Source organism: Bifidobacterium sp. SO1 (assembly GCF_018555335.1).
GTDB classification, from domain to species: Bacteria; Actinomycetota; Actinomycetes; order Actinomycetales; family Bifidobacteriaceae; genus Bifidobacterium; species Bifidobacterium simiiventris.
Map to the genome: position 1 here is coordinate 12,880 of NZ_JAFEJR010000011.1, position 17,061 is coordinate 29,940.

The 17,061-nt window shown below is 63.5% G+C and carries 10 protein-coding genes; all 10 read left to right on the top strand.

Going from position 1 to position 17,061, the window contains the following annotated elements:
• Nucleotides 1-65 precede the first annotated feature (65 nt).
• The 10 genes from JS541_RS09300 to JS541_RS09345 all read left to right on the top strand — a co-directional run bounded on the left by JS541_RS09300 (nt 66) and on the right by JS541_RS09345 (nt 17,055).
• Complete coding sequence (locus JS541_RS09300) at nt 66-1,691, top strand: extracellular solute-binding protein (protein ID WP_214374183.1); 1,626 nt, start codon at nt 66-68, stop codon at nt 1,689-1,691.
• Nucleotides 1,692-1,793: 102 nt separating this feature from the next.
• Nucleotides 1,794-2,777, top strand: coding sequence for an ABC transporter permease subunit (locus JS541_RS09305; protein ID WP_214374184.1), 984 nt, complete (start codon nt 1,794-1,796; stop codon nt 2,775-2,777).
• Nucleotides 2,778-2,790: 13 nt separating this feature from the next.
• On the top strand, nt 2,791-3,759 hold the full coding sequence (locus JS541_RS09310; RefSeq protein WP_214374185.1) for a carbohydrate ABC transporter permease: 969 nt from the start codon (nt 2,791-2,793) through the stop codon (nt 3,757-3,759).
• Nucleotides 3,760-3,772: 13 nt separating this feature from the next.
• Nucleotides 3,773-5,896, top strand: coding sequence for a glycoside hydrolase family 3 C-terminal domain-containing protein (locus tag JS541_RS09315; protein ID WP_214374186.1), 2,124 nt, complete (start codon nt 3,773-3,775; stop codon nt 5,894-5,896).
• A 71-nt stretch (nt 5,897-5,967) separates the two neighbouring features.
• Complete coding sequence (locus JS541_RS09320; RefSeq protein ID WP_214374187.1) at nt 5,968-7,884, top strand: sialate O-acetylesterase; 1,917 nt, start codon at nt 5,968-5,970, stop codon at nt 7,882-7,884.
• A gap of 51 nt (nt 7,885-7,935) precedes the next feature.
• Nucleotides 7,936-10,344, top strand: coding sequence for a glycoside hydrolase family 2 TIM barrel-domain containing protein (locus JS541_RS09325; protein WP_214374188.1), 2,409 nt, complete (start codon nt 7,936-7,938; stop codon nt 10,342-10,344).
• A 24-nt stretch (nt 10,345-10,368) separates the two neighbouring features.
• Nucleotides 10,369-11,511 carry a glycosyl hydrolase family 8 gene (locus JS541_RS09330; protein WP_214374189.1) on the top strand — a complete coding sequence of 381 codons (1,143 nt, stop codon included), beginning with the start codon at nt 10,369-10,371 and terminating at the stop codon, nt 11,509-11,511.
• A gap of 47 nt (nt 11,512-11,558) precedes the next feature.
• Complete coding sequence (locus JS541_RS09335; protein WP_214374190.1) at nt 11,559-13,268, top strand: glycoside hydrolase family 43 protein; 1,710 nt, start codon at nt 11,559-11,561, stop codon at nt 13,266-13,268.
• A 55-nt stretch (nt 13,269-13,323) separates the two neighbouring features.
• Complete coding sequence (locus JS541_RS09340) at nt 13,324-15,354, top strand: alpha-glucuronidase (protein WP_214374191.1); 2,031 nt, start codon at nt 13,324-13,326, stop codon at nt 15,352-15,354.
• A gap of 33 nt (nt 15,355-15,387) precedes the next feature.
• Nucleotides 15,388-17,055, top strand: a complete 1,668-nt coding sequence (locus JS541_RS09345) for a glycoside hydrolase 43 family protein (protein ID WP_214374192.1) — start codon at nt 15,388-15,390, stop codon at nt 17,053-17,055.
• Nucleotides 17,056-17,061: the final 6 nt, after the last annotated feature.

Sequence of the window (17,061 nt, forward strand, 5' to 3'; positions counted from 1 at the left end):
GTATAAATGAATTGTTCTTGAGATATCGAGAACGGAGAGAAAATTTTCGCACAAAGGAGAGTGCAATGACACGACGAAGTGGCAAAGCCCGAATGCTTAGCATTACAGCGGCGGCCTGCGCGGCCCTCACCATTCTGGCCGGTTGCGGGTCGAGTTCCGAAGGCGACGGCAAGCGCCTCGCCTCGGACGGCAAGCCCGAGGTGGAAATCCAGGTCCTCAAGTGGGATAACCAGGCGGCCATGAAGGACATGAAATGGACCGACGAGTTGGAAACGGCCTGCGACTGCCATATCACATGGAAGGAGGTCTCCACCACCGCATGGGACCAGCAGAAGGCCACCGCGCTTGCCGCCGGTGACGTTGCCGACATCTCCATCAACGGCCTGTACTACTCCGATGCGGTCAGCCAGTATCCGTACTTCGAGGATCTCAGCCAGCATCTCGACCAGATGCCCAACGTCAAGAAGATGCTCGACGAGCAGCCCACGCTCAAGAAGTGGGTCACCGATCTTGAAGGCCATATCTACGTGATGGGCCAGAGCAACGTGCAGGGCGGCATGTCCGTGCACCGCCGTCTGATCAACAAGACCTGGCTCGACAAGCTCGGCCTCGACATGCCGACCACATGGGACGAGTTGATCAATGTGCTCGAGAAGTTCAAGACCGAGGACCCGAACGGCAACGGCAAAGCCGACGAGATCCCGATGGACATCCGTAAGTTCGCGACCACGTCTTACCGTTGGTGGGATCCGTTCGTCATCATGAACGACACCGGCATCCCGACCTCGTTCAACACCGCCCCCGGCCAGGAAGGCGTCTACGTCGAGAACGGCACCGTGAAGGCGTGGCTGACCGACGACCGTTACAAGGTCGCCATCGAGTTCTACCACACGCTGATGAGCAAGGGCCTGCTGCCCGCTGACGCGCTCACCCACGAGGATTCCTCCTATGACTCCGAGAAGCAGGGCGAGGGCACGACCGCTTCCGTTGGCGTCGCCATCGAAGCCAACGCCTACTCCATGGGATCAGATATTGCCGACCAGTACGTCGCCCTCGGGCCGCTGAAGTACGATTCGTCCATGTCCGACGACGACCTGGTCTGGGATACTTCCCTGCAGGCGTCCAAGTACGGTCAGGGCACGCTCGCGGTCGCCAAGGATGCTCCGAATAAGGAAGCGATCTGGAAGATCGTCGACAAGATGTACAGTACCGACATGGCGCTGCAGATCAACTACGGCACCGACTACATCAAGAAGACCGGTGACAAGGAATACACGGTCGATCCGTCCCGTTACGACCCGGATCTCAAGATCGCGCCGACCATCAACATGACCACCTACATTCCCGACGACATCGTGATCAAGGGCGACGTGGACGTGGACCGCAACAAGGCCGTTGACGCGCCGTTCGAAGCGGCCCAGCGCCACGTCAACGAGAAGAGCTACATGCCGGTCTACGTGAAGATGAGCACCGAGGACGGCACCACGCTGAGCAACCTGTACAACCGCGTGATGACCTACGTCATGACCACCACCGGTAACTGGATCCAGAACGGCGGCGTCGAGGACGGATGGGACGACTACGTCAAGCAGGTCAAGGCCGCCGGCCTCGACGAGATGCTCGACCTGTGGCAGAAGGCATACGACGACCAGGTGACTGATCCACTGCCGCTGTTCCCGGACGAACAGTAACGCCGACACGGCTCCACCCATATGCCGCGGAGACACGGTCATCCGCGTCTCCGCGGTCATTCCACGATTGAATCGACAACTTCTGCAAAAGAAAGACCAACCATGAGAAAGACAGCGCAACGTGGCGCGCAATCCGCCGTAGCCCTCTCGTCATCCGTCCCAGACAACATCGCCATCCAGCGAAGCCAGCCTTTGCCCGTGCGACTGGCGCGGCACTTCCAGCGATTCTGGCAGATCTGGCTGATGATCCTGCCAGGCTGCTGCTTCGTGTTGTTCTTCTCGTACGTGCCGATGTGGGGCATTCAGCTCGCCTTCCGCGACTTCGACCCGCGCAAAGGCATCACCGGCGGCAAGTTCGTCGGGTTCAAGTACTTCAACCAGTTCTTCACCGACCCGAACTTCACCGCAGTCATCACCAACACCGTGCGCATCAGTCTGTGGACGCTGGTTATGGGATTCATCTTCCCGGTCATCCTCGCCCTGATGATCAACCAAGTGTCCAGCACCAAGGTCAAGGGGTTCATCCAGACGGTCACCTACATGCCGCACTTCATCTCGACCGTCGTCATCGTCTCCATGCTCAACATCCTGCTCACCCCGAACACCGGCATCATTGGCCGTTTCTTCCCCGGCCACAGCCTGATGGGCGAGCCGAAAGCATTCACCGCGCTGTACTGGATCAGCGAGGTCTGGCAGCACGTCGGCTGGAACTCGATCATCTATCTGGCCGCGTTGTCCGGTGTGAACACCGCGTTGTACGAGGCCGCGAAAATCGACGGCGCCGGCCGACTCCAGCTCATCCGCCACGTCGACATTCCCACCATCCTGCCGACCATGGGCATCCTGCTCATCATGAACATGGGCTCCGTGCTCTCCGTGGGCTTCGAGAAGGTCTACCTCATGCAGAACGTGCTCAACCAGCCGGCCTCCGAAGTCATCGCCACCTTCACGTACAAGATCGGCATCCAGCAGAGCCAGTTCTCCTACTCGACGGCCATCGGCCTGTTCAACACGGTCATCAACTTCTTCTTCCTGGTCCTGGCGAACTTCATCGCCAAGAAGACCTCGGAAACCAGCATCTTCTAAGGGGAGACACATCATGAGCACCCAAGCAGTCCAGGCGCCCGCGACCATCGCCGCGCCGAAGGCCTCATCCGCAGACATTCCGTGGAACAAGCACGTTCGTCAGAAGCAGACCGTCTCCGACTGGATCGTCAACATCGTCATCGCCGTGCTGATGGTCGCGGTGATCCTCGCGATCCTCTATCCGCTGTGGTTCATCATCATCGCGTCCATCTCCGACCCCAAGCTCGTGGCCACCGGCAAGGTGCTGCTTCTGCCGCGCGGCGTGCAGATGGGCGGCTACCAGCGCATCTTCGAAGACGCCCGCATCTGGAGCGGATACCGCAACACGATCATCTACTCGTTCGTCGGCACCGCGCTGAACATGGCAGTCACGCTGCCGATGGCGTTCGGCCTGTCCCGCCGCGAATTCAAGCCGCGTCGCGTGATCCTGTTCCTGCTGACCTTCACGATGTTCTTCTCCGGCGGCCTCATCCCGAGCTACCTGCTGTACAAGCAGGTCGGCCTGCTCGACTCCATGTGGGTGTTCATCCTGCCCGGTGCGCTGTCCGTGTGGAACCTGATCATCGCCCGCTCGTTCTTCGAAACCTCGATTCCCGAGGACCTGCATGACGCCGCGCAGATCGACGGCCTGGGGTACTTCGGGTACTTCTGGAAGATCGTGCTGCCGCTGAGCTCGGCGATCATCGCCGTCATCGCGCTGTACTACTTCGTAGGCCACTGGAACGACTACTTCACCGGCCTCATCTACATCCGCACCACCAACAAGCAGCCGTTGCAGGTGGTTCTGCAGTCCATCCTGCTGTCGAACCAGTCCGCGCAGAACACGGCCACCTTCGGTGACACCGCCCAGCAGGCCCGTCAGGTCGCCGACCAGATCAAGTACGGCGTGATCATCGTCTCCACGCTCCCGCTGCTGATCCTGTATCCGTTCCTGCAGAAGTACTTCAACAAGGGCGTGATGATCGGCGCGGTCAAGGGCTGAAAGGATCGACACCATGACTCAGATGACCCACGCCGAGGCGCTCGAACAGGCGAAGCGCATCGTCGCGCAGATGACGCTCGACGAGAAGATCGGCCAGCTCAACTACACGGCTCCCGCCATCGAACGGCTCGGCATCCCCGAATACAACTACTGGAACGAAGCGCTGCACGGCGTGGCCCGCGCGGGCGTCGCCACCGTCTTTCCTCAGGCCATCGGCATGGCCGCCATGTTCGACGACGCCGGACTCAAGCGCGTGGCCGAGGTGATCGCCGAGGAAGGCCGCGCCAAGTACAACGAGTATTCGGCGCATGGCGATCGTGACATCTACAAGGGCCTGACCTACTGGTCGCCGAACGTGAACATCTTCCGTGACCCGCGCTGGGGGCGGGGGCAGGAGACGTACGGCGAGGACCCGTACCTGACCAGCCGTCTCGGCGTCGCGTTCATCCGCGGACTGCAGGGCGACGGCAGGTATCTGAAGCTCGCCGCCACGGCCAAGCATTTCGCCGTGCACTCCGGCCCGGAGGCCAAGCGGCACGAGTTCGACGCGGTCGCCTCGAAGAAGGACATGGCCGAAACCTATCTGCCCGCCTTCAAGGCGGCGGTCGAGGAGGCGGACGTCGAATGCGTGATGACCGCGTACAATTCCACCAACGGTCAGCCGTGCTCCGTCAACGACGATCTGCTCAAGAACCACCTCTACGGCCAGTGGAGCTTCGAAGGTCACGTCGTCTCCGACTTCATGGCGCTTGAGGACGTGCACGAGAACCACCATTACACGAAGGACGCGGCCGAAACGATGGCCGACGCGATCAGGGCCGGACTCGACCTGTGCGCCGGCCACTGCTCCGGTGCCACCAAGGAGGCCATCGAACGCGGCCTCGTGAGCGAGGACGAGGTCACGCGCGCCGTCGAGGCGTTGTATGCCACGCGCGTTCGCCTCGGCATGTTCGCTGACGACTGCGAATACGACCAGATCGATTACGCGGCCAACGACTCCGCCGCACACCGCGCGTTCAACCGCTCGCTCGCTCCGAAGACATTCGTGCTGCTCAAGAACGACGGCATCCTGCCGCTCGACAAATCCAAGCTTGACGCGATCTCGGTCACCGGTCCGAACGCCGACTCCGTGCAGGCGATCCTCGGCAACTACTTCGGTCGGCCGAGCCACAAGTCCACGATCCTCGAAGGCATCGAACGTGCGTGCGGCGACGACGTGCGCGTCTATTCCGGCCTCGGCTGCTCGCTGTTCGGCATACACGCCGAATCCGGCCTGTCGCGAGAGAACGAGCGCGAATCCGAAGCGGTTATCAACGCCGAACATTCCGACGTGATCATCGCCGTCCTCGGCCTCGACGCCACCATCGAAGGCGAACAGGGCGACGCCGGCAACTCGATGGGCGCCGGGGACAAGGCGAATCTGAGTCTGCCGGGACGTCAGCGCCATCTGCTCGAACGACTGCTTGAGGTCGGCAAGCCGGTGATCGTGCTGCTCGCCGCTGGCAGTGCGTTGAGCCTCGACGGACTTGAGGACCATCCGAATCTCGCCGCGCTCATGCAGGTATGGTATCCGGGCGGTCAGGGTGGCGACGCTGTGGCCGACGTGCTCTTCGGCAAGGCCGCGCCGTCCGGCAAACTGCCGGTCACGTTCTACCGCAACTGCGACGGCATGCCCGATTTCGAGGACTATTCCATGAAGGGACGCACCTACAGATACCTGGAAGACGAGGCGCTCTACCCGTTCGGCTACGGCCTGACGTATTCGACCACTGCGCTCGGCGACATGAACGTGGACGTGGACCGCGAGCGCCGTACCGCGAACGTGAGTCTGACACTCGAAAACACGGGTGGTCGCGACGAACGCGAGATCGTGCAGGTGTACGTCAAGAACCTCGATTCGACGCTCGCCCCGCGTAACTGGCAGCTCGCCGGATTTCAGCCGGTCGATCTCGCTGCAGGCGCAAACGCGACCGTTACGGTGCCGGTCGATCCGGATGCGTTCACGGTCTACGACGAGGACGGCAAGCAGATCGTCGACGGCAACCGTTTCGCGATCTACGCCGGCGTCAGTCAGCCCGACGCCAGGTCCGCACAACTGCTTGGTTTTGCGCCCGAATCCACGACCATCGAATTCTGATATCACGTTCGGCCCGGCATCCGGACATTGCCGGGCCGAATCCGTTTCAATCCTGTCCAAGGAGCACAGTCATGACGCTGCACATCACACCTCTGGTATCCGACCACTGCCTGATCCAACGTGACAGGCCGGTCGTCGTCTGGGGTACCGCCGGGCCGGGCCGTACGATCGCGGCGACGCTGACGACGGCCGAGTCGTCCGTATCCGTACAATCGGACGTCGCCGCAGACGGCCGCTGGGAAGTTGCGCTGCCCGCGCAGCCGGCCGGCACCGTGGCGACGATCACCGTCACGGACGGCGAGACGACGGGCGTCATCCATGACGTGCTGTTTGGCGATGTATGGCTGCTTGCCGGACAATCGAACATGGAGATGCGCATGGAGCGCATCGCCGACGAGGCCCCGCATCTGCTGGACGACGCCGATGACGACGGCATCCGCTGGTTCAACGTGCCGCAGGTCTTCGACTTCCAGCACGCGCATGACGACCTGGATGCGGGAGAGTGGTTCGTTTCGGCGAAGGACCGGCCGGCCGACATGTCCGCGATCGGCTACTTCTTCGCCAAGAAACTGCGCGAAACGCACAACGTGCCGATCGGACTGGTGAACACCGCGGTCGGAGGCAGCAAGATCGAAACATGGATGAGCCGCGAACGACTCGAATCGATGGGCGCGCTGCCCGACGACTTCGACAAGTACACGACCGACTACGTGGAACGCCAGCAGCGGCTGTTCACCGCGGCCGCAGCGGCGTACGACAAGGAAGCCGACGATGCGGACCGTGGACTTGTGGAACACTGGGAATCGCCGGATGCCGACGACTCCGACTGGGACACGATGGAACTCACTGAATCGGATCGTCCAGAACTGCAATCGCCCGGCATCATCTGGCTGCGCAAGCGCATCACTGTGCCCGAACGGTACGCCGGCCAACCGGCCCAGCTGCGCTTCGGCACCATCCACGACGCCGACCGCATCTACCTTGACGGACGCCTGATCGGCGAAACGTTCTATCAGTATCCGCCGCGAGACTACGATATCGGTGCCTTGCCGCACACGTTCACCCTCGCGATACGGCTCAAGGTCGAAGGCGCCATGGGCGGATTCACCAAGGGCAAGCGGCATCTCATCATCGTCGGAGACGCGCTCGAACGCGACCTGACCGACCACGCCAATCTCGACGCGGCCTCCACCGACGGTGTGATCGACGTGGACTCGCTCGGCCCCTGGCGGTTCCGTCGCAGCGTATGGATGCCCGTCAAACCGAACGACGAGTTCTTCCGCATGGAACCGGTCGGCGACTACAACGCGATGATCGTGCCGCTGCGCCGCCTCGGTCTGACCGGCGCGTTGTGGTATCAGGGCGAGTCGAACTGCTGGCATCCGTACGGGTACGCGGACCTGCAGACGTCGCTCGTACAGGACTGGCGTCGCCTGTTCGATCAGGGCGAGTTCCCGTTCATCTACGCGCAGCTGCCGAACTACCAGCTCGACGATCCCTCGTCGTGGCTGTACCTGCGCGACGAACAGCGCAAGGCGCTCGCCGTGCACAACACGGCGATGGTCACGACCTACGATGCGGGCGAGGACAGCGACCTGCACCCGTTTGACAAGAAAACCGTGGCCGAACGCATGGCCGTGGCGGCCGAGTCGCTCGCCTACGGCGGTGACGGCGAGCCGATGGGACCGGTGCCGTGCTGGGCGCGCAGCGAAGCGAACCGGCTCGTCGTGCGGTTCACGCACGTCGGCGACGGGCTGCACGCGCTCGGCCCCTTGCGGTTCGACGTCGTGAACGGAGCCGGGCTGCCGCGCGTCGCCACGTTCGAAGGACGCATCATCGCCCGCGACCGCATCGCCATCGATCTGCCGCTCGGTACCGTTCCCGGCCGCGACGCCAGTCTGCGCTTCCTGTGGGAGCCCACGCCCACGCCGGTACTCTCTAACTCGGCCGGCCTGCTCGCCACCCCGTTCTCCATGTCCATCGACTAGCGGCATCCGGATACGGCAAATGATATGACCCGATGAAAAGGAGATAGATACATGAGCGCGACGCGCATGTCGGTCATGGACGGCTGGGAGTTCTCCCAGGGAGCGGTTCCCACGGATGCCGGAGCCGGTCGCCGTGTCGATCTTCCCCATGACTTCGTCATCAACCGTCCGGTGCATGATCGCATCGACTGGGGCGTGGACCAGGCGTTCCGCGAATGGCAAGGCATCGGCTGGTACCGGCGTACGATCCGCATCGACGAGAAACGGGAAGGATATCGGTATTATCTCGACTTCGACGGCGTGTACGAGAACGCGCGCGTCAATGTCAACGGCGTCTCCGTCGGCGGGTGGGATTACGGGTATTCGCCGTTCCGGCTCGACGTCACCGACGCGATCGTCGAAGGAGACAACGACATCCTCGTTAGGGCATGTAACGTCGAATCTCCGACCGACCGGTGGTACAGCGGTGCAGGCATCTACCGAACCGTCACTTGGATGGAACTGCCGGAACGCCATCTCGACGAGCGCGACGTGATCGTCCGCCAGCACGTCGACTGGAGCGAACGCACCGCCGACCTGCACATTGACGCCGGCATCGAGCCGTATTCCGACGAGATCGTCATCGCCACGCTGCGCGACGCCGACGGCAGGACCGTGGCCGAAACACAGGACCGTGGTCGACTGTCGCTGCACGTGGACGACGCACGGCTATGGAGCGCCGAAACGCCATACCTGTACACGTTGACGCTCACACTGGCATCCGCCGGTCGAACGTGCGGGACCGACGGCACTGCAATGGACGGCGTGATCGACGGCATCGATCTGCGCATCGGGCTGCGTGACGTGCGGTTCGACCCGGAGCACGGCATGATCGTCAACGGACACCGCACGATCTTCCGCGGCGTGTGCCTGCATCAGGACGCCGGATGCGTCGGATCCGCATCCACCCGGGAGCTGATGCGTGCCCGGCTCGAACAGCTTAAGACCATGGGCTGCAACGGCCTGCGCCTCGCGCACCATGCCCATGCCAGAGAGATGCTCGACCTGGCTGACGAAATGGGCTTCTACGTCTATGCCGAGCCGTTCGACAAATGGAAGTCGGGCCATTACCGTCGTTTCTTCGAGGATGGATGGCGCGCCGACCTGGCCGCCATGATCCTCCGGGATCGCAACCGTCCCAGCATCGTCATGTGGGGCGTGGGTAACGAAGTCGAGAACCAGGCGAAACGTTCGATGCTGGCTATCCTGCGTGAGCTGGTCGATGAGACGCATCGGCTCGACGACACCGGACGCCCGGTCGGTTGCGCGATGAGCCCGCATTTCCAGACCGAGTCCGCCGACGTCACCGCGTCGGAAGGCATCATCCAAGCCACCGACGACGCACCCGCCGACCAGGAGATCAACGATCCCGACCAGCGTGTCGACCGCATCAGACTGATCGCCGATATTACCGACGTGACCGTGCTCAACTATGCCGAGCAGTGGTACGGCAAGATACATGCGGCCGTGCCGGACAAGCCGATCTTCGGTTCGGAGACCTACCAGTGGTTCATGGGCCATGAATCACAGATGCAGGACTATATCAGCGAGAACCCGAATCTTGTGCCGGAACGTGCCGGGTACGTGATCGGCGGTGCGATCTGGGCCGGATTCGATTATCTGGGCGAGTCGATGGGCTGGCCGTCAAAAGGCTGGTCGGGCGCGTTGATCCGCACCAACGGCGTGCCGAAGGCCGGATATTGGCTGATGCGCTCGTACTGGCGTGCGGACGCAGAACCGTTCGCGCATATCATGGTCGCTGACTATTCGCAGCCCGACGAGAACGTGAAGGAGCACTGGGACATTCCGCCGTTCGTGGGACACTGGGAATTTCCCCAATACCGCAAGCGCGTCGTGCCGTACCTGATTGCCACCAACTGCGACGAGGTGCGCATCCTGGTGAACCAGCGCGAGATTTACGTTCGACCGGTACGTGAGTTCGCCAACCGCGCCGTGACCGGATACCTGCCTTACCAGCCCGGCACGCTCACGGTCATCGGCTATCGCGACGGGCGCGAGGTCTGCCGTGAGGTCACGCGCACGCCGGTCTCGCCCGCCGTGACGTTGGAATTCGCCGATCCGACCAGGCGCGAGCCTCTGCCGGAAACGGTGGAACTGCCATCGGAACGCGGCTACGAAAGGCTGTTGTCCGTCCGATGCCTCGACGCGGACGGCAATCCGGTATTCCGCGAGTTCGCTCCGGTGCGGTTTTGCATCGCCGGACCGGCCGACATCGTCGCCGTCGACAACGGCGATTTGATGGGCAATGAGCCGTACGACAGCGACACCATCCATCTGTATCAGGGTGTGGCCAGCGTCATGGTGCGCATGACCGGCGAGCCGGGGCGCGTCGTGCTGTCGGCACAAGCGCCCGGCATGCGTTCGGCCACGCAGACCATCATCGTTCAGACACGTCGGTAGACGCCAACCAAGGAGAAACCAATCATGACAACGTCGTCACCATCCATGTTCGCGCAGTGCGGATACGCGCAGACCGACATCGACGCGCGACTCGCACAGGTCTGGCACGCGATCTTCGAAGGACCGGACAAGGTCTACTGGGACACCGACGACGGGCTCGGCTACGTGATGGACACCGGCAACGACGACGTGCGCACCGAAGGCATGAGCTACGCGATGATGCTCGCCGTGCAATACGACCGGCAGGACGTGTTCGACAAGCTGTGGGGATGGGTCATGAAGCACATGTACATGGCCGACGGACACCACGTGCACTACTTCTCATGGTCGGTCAAACCCGACGGCTCCGAACGCGCCGGCGGCCCCGCCCCGGACGGCGAGGAATACTTCGCGATGGACCTGTTCCTCGCCGCACGCCGATGGGGCAGCCGCGACGGCATCTACGACTACGTCGCCCAGGCGCGCGAACTGCTGCACCACTGCGTGCACAAGGGACGAGAAGAAGCCGGGGACCCGATGTGGAACGTCGACAACCATCTCATCAAATTCATCCCCGAAACCGAATGGACCGACCCCTCGTACCATCTTCCGCACTTCTACGAGGTGTTCTCGCAATACGTCGGCGACGAGGACCGCGCATTCTGGCAGACCGCGGCGAAAGCGAGCCGCGCGTATCTCGAACGCGCCTGCGACGAGACGACCGGCCTGAATCCCGAATATTCGTTGTACGACGGCACGCCGCACACCGAAGCGCAGTTCGGCCGCCACGACTGGTTCTACTCCGACGCCTACCGCACCGCCGGCAACATCGGACTCGACGTGAGCTGGAACGGCGTGACCGACCCCGTGCTGTGCGACCGCGTGGCCGCCCTGCAACGTTTCTTCCTCACCCACGACCGCACCTGCGCCTACGAAGTGGACGGCACGCCCGTCGCCGACGAACGCGTCCTGCACCCGGTCGGCTTCATCGCAGCCACCGCCGAAGGCTCGCTCGCCGCCATCCACGCCGATCCGAGCCGGCACCCCGACGCCGAACGCAACGCGCGCGCATGGGTCGACCTGCTGTGGAACACGCCCCTGCGCATCGGCCCGCGCCGATACTACGACAACTTCCTCTACGCCTTCGCCATGCTCGCGCTCGCCGGCCGATACCGGCGCGACTGGTGAATGAAACGTATCCGCCGACCGGACTCGGTCACGATCAAAGGAATCACATGGCAGTCACCCGATTCATCCACAACCCCGTCCTGCACGGCATGCACCCCGACCCCTCGTGGATCTGGGACGGGACGCGCGGCGAGGTAGCGCTCGTCAACTCGTCGTTCGAGCTCATCCCCGGACTGCCGATCCACACGACCCGGGACTTCACGACCTGGACGCACGTCGCCGACGCAGTCGACGAAGACATGGCGCGCCGTCTGTTCCTCGACGGCGTAGCCGACTCCGGAGGCCTGTACGCGCCGACCCTGCGTCGCATCCGCGGCCGATACGTGATCGCATGCACCACGACCCGCATCGACCGCGATCATGCGGAGGCCGCCGGTCTAGGTGACGAACTCGCGCGATGCGACACGGCCGGCGGCAACTTCATCATCACCGCCGACACGCTCGAAGGCCCGTGGCAGGGACCATTCTGGGTGAGCGGCGCGGAAGGCATCGACCCGGACATCTTCGAGGACCGGGACGGCAAAGTCTGGTGGACGCAGACGCGTCCCGCCGTCGACTCGCATTGGGACGGTCAGACCGAAGTATGGACCGCGCCGCTCGACCCGGACACCTGGACGATCGCCGGCGAGCGCACGGTGATCTGGCGCGGGTACGGTCTGGATGCGGTGTGGGCGGAGGGGCCTCACCTGTACCGGGTGGGCGACTTCGTGTATCTGATGACCGCGGAGGGCGGTACGTCGTTCGAGCACAGCGAGATGATGATGCGTGCGTTTGCGCCTGACGGTTTTGCTGCGGCGATCGAGGGATTTGCGCACGACTGCGCGGCGCGCGGCGTGGCCATTCGCCCGGCCCGTGAGGGGGAGCGCAGCGTGTTGGGCGACTATGATCGCTTGTTCCGCGCGTGCAAGCGCAATCCGATCGTCACGCACCGTCATCTGGGATCGGCCGAGCCGGTGCAGTGCATCGGCCACGCCGATCTGCTGCATCATCCTGAAGCCGGTTGGATGTTGACCTGTCTCGGCGTGCGACAGACGTTAGGAGGCGGACCGGGGGAGCGGCGCAGTTATCTGGGCCGTGAGACGTTCGTCGCGCCGGTGCGTTGGGATTATGAGGATTCGCAGGATACGTTGCCCGAGCCGTTGCCGGGCGAAGGCCAGGATCCCGGCTGGCCGACGGTCGCGCCGGGCTATGGCCGTGTTCCGTCATGGCTGCGGGTGGACGTTGACGAAGATGGACGCGCGGCTGCGGTCGAATCGGTTTCGGACAGCGAATGTGAGCGTCTTGGCGTGACGGATGATGTTGCGACGGCCGGCGACGACGTGCCGGCTATCCGCGTGCAGGCTGCCGGCGCATACCGGTTCCAGCCGGTCGACGATATGGACTGGTCCGGCGCGATCGTGCCGGGCAACGCGCTGATGCTGCGCCAGGACACCGGGCATTACGCCACCGTGGAGGCGAAGGCATCGCAGAACGGGCCGATCGTCGTGGTGCATCGCGTCGACGGCGACGAACCGGCATGGGACCAGTTCGCGTTGCGGGCGGGCGAGGCGGTCGGGCTGCGTCTGCACGGCAACCGGCTGGACGTGTTCGCGCTGGACACCGAGGCCTTGCCGGGGCAGGACGGTTCGTTGCATGTCCTGCGCGACGGCGTGCCCGGCGAACGTTCACGGACGCTGCGTTCATACGATGCACGGTTCCTGAGCACCGAGCATGCCGGAGGATTCGTCGGATGCCTGGCCGGCGTCCAGGCCCGCTGAATCGTTCCATAGTCCGCGATATTCGTCATCTACAACAAAGAGGAGTTGAGTTTTTATGATCGATCATATGTGGCTGGAGCCGGACGTAGTCCGCGACGCGGTTCGCGACGATTCGTTCTATCTCGACGTGACCGCGGTCGGTGAGGACCGGCGGTCGCTGCGCATCCGCGCCGACATCGCCGAACTGCTCGAACGACCGTGCGCCGCGAACCCGCAGGATGCGACGGTGCGGCTGATCGCACGGCCGTCCGTGCTCGAATCGGATGAGGGATTCGTGATCGACGCCGTCGACGGCGCCGCCGAGATCACGGGCAACACCACGCGCGCATTGGTCTACGGCTTCTACGATTGGCTGCGCCGGCGCATGCTCGGCGAGACGATCGACGGTCGCATCGTGAGCATCCCATCTCAGCCGATCCGCATGATCGACCACTGGGACCAGACCGACGGTTCGGTCGAACGCGGCTACGCTGGTGAATCCATCTTCTTCGGCCGGTGGAACAGCAATGAGCACCGTGAGTTCACCGAATTCCCCGAGCGCACCGATGCGGACGTGTTCCGCGGCGACATGGACCGCATCGAACGGTACGCCCGGTTCCTCGCATCCGTTGGCATCAACGCGGTCAGCCTCAACAACGTGAACGTGCGCGGCGCGGCGGTCCGGCTCATCGTCCACCCGTGGCTCGACCGCGTCGCGCAGATCGCCCGCATCTTCTCCTCGTACGCCATCGACACGTACCTGTCGGTCAACTTCGCCGCGCCGAGGATCATCGGAGGACTCGACACCTGCGACCCGCTCGACCCGGCCGTCAACGCTTGGTGGCGGCAGACCGTGGACGACATCTACGCCACGATCCCCGACTTCGGCGGATTCGTGGTCAAGGCCGACTCCGAAGGCGAGCCGGGGCCGTTCTCCTATGGGCGCGACCACGCCGACGGCGCGAACATGTTCGCCCGTGCGTTCGAACCGCACGGCGGACGCGTGATCTGGCGCGCGTTCGTCTACGACTGCCACATGGACTGGCGCGACCGCACGCTCGACCGCGCCCGCGCCGCCTACGACACGTTCCGCCCGTTGGACGGCAGATTCGCCCGCAACGCGATCCTGCAGGTCAAGTTCGGCCCCATCGACTTCCAGCCCAGCGAACCGCTCAGCCCGCTCATCGGCGCGATGCGGCACACCAACCTCATCGTCGAGTTCCAGATCGCCGCCGAATACCTCGGTCATCAGATCGACATCAACTACGCGTTGCCGCAATGGCTGGCGAGTCTTGCCACCGACACCGGATACGATGCGGACGCGGCCGTGACCGTTCCCGCATATCTGCCGCTCGCCGCCGTCGACCGGCGCAACGTCGGCTACGCGGCCGTCGCCAACGTCGGTATGGACGACAACTGGACCGGGCACAGGCTCGCCCAGGCCAACCTGTACGGCTATGGCCGCATGTGCTGGGATGGCTCGCTCACCGCGGACGACATCGCCCGCGAATGGACCTCGCTCACGTTCGCCCGGGCCGACGCCGACGCGCGCGACACGATCGAATGGATCCTCGACACCTCCAACGCAACCTACGAATCCTATGCGGCGCCGCTCGGCGTCGGATTCATGGTCAAACGCGAGAACCACTACGGCGTCGGCATCAACGACTTTGAATACGACCGTTGGGGCACCTACCACTATTCCGACCGCGACGGCACCGGCGTCGACCGCACCGTCGCTACCGGAACCGGCTACATCGGCCAGTATGCGCCGCGCATCGCCGCCACGCTGGAAGACGCGGGCACCTGCCCCGACGGCATGCTGCTGTTCTTCCACCACGTGCCGTACACGCATGTGCTGCACAGCGGGAAAACCGTCATCCAGCACATCTACGACACGCATTTCGCCGGCGTCGACACGGTCGACGAGTACATCCGACGCTGGAGCGCACTCGAAGGGCGCATCGACGAGGCGACATTCTCGAACGTGGCCGAACGCCTGCAACGCCAACGCCGCAACGCCGTCGAATGGCGCGACCAGATCAACACCTACTTCCTGCGCATGAGCGGCATCCCCGACGAACACGGCCGTCTGATCTACCGGTAAATGACACGGCGGCACCGATAGAAAGAAACAGCGATGAACGAAACACGATACACGACCGTGACCGGCATCAACCCGGTCATCAACGGCGACTTCCCGGACCCCGACATCATCAGGGTCGACGACGCCTACTACATGGCCACCACCACGATGTTCCTCATGCCCGGATGCGACATCCTGCGTTCCTACGATCTGGTGCACTGGGAATTCCTCGCCCATGCCTACGCCGAACTGGACGACACGCCGGCCGAACGGCTCGACGAGCCGGGCCGCAACGCGTACGGCAAGGGCATGTGGGCACCCTCGCTGCGCTACCACGATGGCACATACCGCATCGTGTTCGTGGCCAACGACACGCACCGGACCTATGTGCTCGAAGCCCGCGATCCGGCCGGGCCTTGGACGAAACGCACGATCGAGGGTTTCTACCACGACAACAGCGTGCTTTACGACGATGATGGTCGCGTCTACATCGTCTACGGCAACATGCAGCTGCACCTGACCGAACTCGAACCCGATTTGAGCCGGCCCAAGCCGGGAGGACTCGACCGCATCATTGCCGAGGACGACCCGCGTTCTGGACTCGGCTACGAAGGTTGCCACATCTACAAGCATGACGGCCGTTACTACGTGTGGACCTGCCATTTCCCGCCGAACCACCGCAAGACCGAAGCTTGCCTCGTCGCCGACTCGTTGGACGGCGAATTCACCGCCCGGGAGATCCTCGACGACGACCTCGGCTTCCACGGGCTCGGCGACGCGCAAGGCGGCATGGTGGACACACCCGCCGGTGACTGGTACGCGTTCATGATGCACGACCGCGGCGCGCTCGGCCGCGCATTGACGATCATGCCGATGCGCTTCGGCGAAGACGGATTCCCGATTCTCGGCGACCATGGCCGTGTACCGATCGAAGTGAGCGTGACCGGCGTGACGGCCGAACGGGCGGGTCACCGGTACGCGCCGCTCAACGGCGGCGACGATTTCCGCTATGAGCCGCGCGACGGCAAGACGGACGTCGAATTGACCGATCTCAAACCGTTCTGGCAGTTCAACCATAATCCCGAGCGCGGCGCATGGTCGCTGACCGAACGGCCCGGATCGCTGATACTGCGCACCGACCGCATCGTCTCGAACATCAACCATGCGCGCAACACGCTCACTCAGCGCACCATCGGACCGCGTTGTGCCGCCGAGGTCACGCTCGACGTGACCGGACTGCACGAGGGAGACACCGCGGGACTGGCGGCGTTCCAAGGCTACTACCGGTTCATCGGTGTGGAACGGACGGCTGGAGGCACGCGGTTGACCATTCGGTTCAAGCCGTACCGCGACGGCACAACGTTCGGCGACGGGGACTGGGAATCATCCGCCGCGGAAAGTGCGTCCGCGACGCTTGAACGACCGCTGGTGAGACTGCGCGCCGAGTACGACTTCACCGACATGAACGACACGGTCACGTTCTTCTACCGGACCGTCGATGACACGGATGGTCCGGACGGTGGCACGTTCGACACGACCTCTTATGAAGCGCGCGGACCATGGCGGCGGCTGGGAGACACGTACCGGCTGTACTACACGCTCGACTATTTCATCGGCTGCCGCATCGGACTGTTCGCTTACTCGACCGTGACGGCTGGCGGCACCGCGGTTTTCTCTGACTTCCGGTTCATCGGGGCGTCCGGCATCGACGCCGGCAGATAGTCGCGA

Bases quoted from the DNA above. Each gene is read 5' to 3' on its own strand.
- JS541_RS09300 (WP_214374183.1), top strand. From the start codon at position 66: ATGACACGACGAAGTGGCAAAGCCCGAATGCTTAGCATTACAGCGGCG.
- JS541_RS09305 (WP_214374184.1), top strand. From the start codon at position 1,794: ATGAGAAAGACAGCGCAACGTGGCGCGCAATCCGCCGTAGCCCTCTCG.
- JS541_RS09310 (WP_214374185.1), top strand. From the start codon at position 2,791: ATGAGCACCCAAGCAGTCCAGGCGCCCGCGACCATCGCCGCGCCGAAG.
- JS541_RS09315 (WP_214374186.1), top strand. From the start codon at position 3,773: ATGACTCAGATGACCCACGCCGAGGCGCTCGAACAGGCGAAGCGCATC.
- JS541_RS09320 (WP_214374187.1), top strand. From the start codon at position 5,968: ATGACGCTGCACATCACACCTCTGGTATCCGACCACTGCCTGATCCAA.
- JS541_RS09325 (WP_214374188.1), top strand. From the start codon at position 7,936: ATGAGCGCGACGCGCATGTCGGTCATGGACGGCTGGGAGTTCTCCCAG.
- JS541_RS09330 (WP_214374189.1), top strand. From the start codon at position 10,369: ATGACAACGTCGTCACCATCCATGTTCGCGCAGTGCGGATACGCGCAG.
- JS541_RS09335 (WP_214374190.1), top strand. From the start codon at position 11,559: ATGGCAGTCACCCGATTCATCCACAACCCCGTCCTGCACGGCATGCAC.
- JS541_RS09340 (WP_214374191.1), top strand. From the start codon at position 13,324: ATGATCGATCATATGTGGCTGGAGCCGGACGTAGTCCGCGACGCGGTT.
- JS541_RS09345 (WP_214374192.1), top strand. From the start codon at position 15,388: ATGAACGAAACACGATACACGACCGTGACCGGCATCAACCCGGTCATC.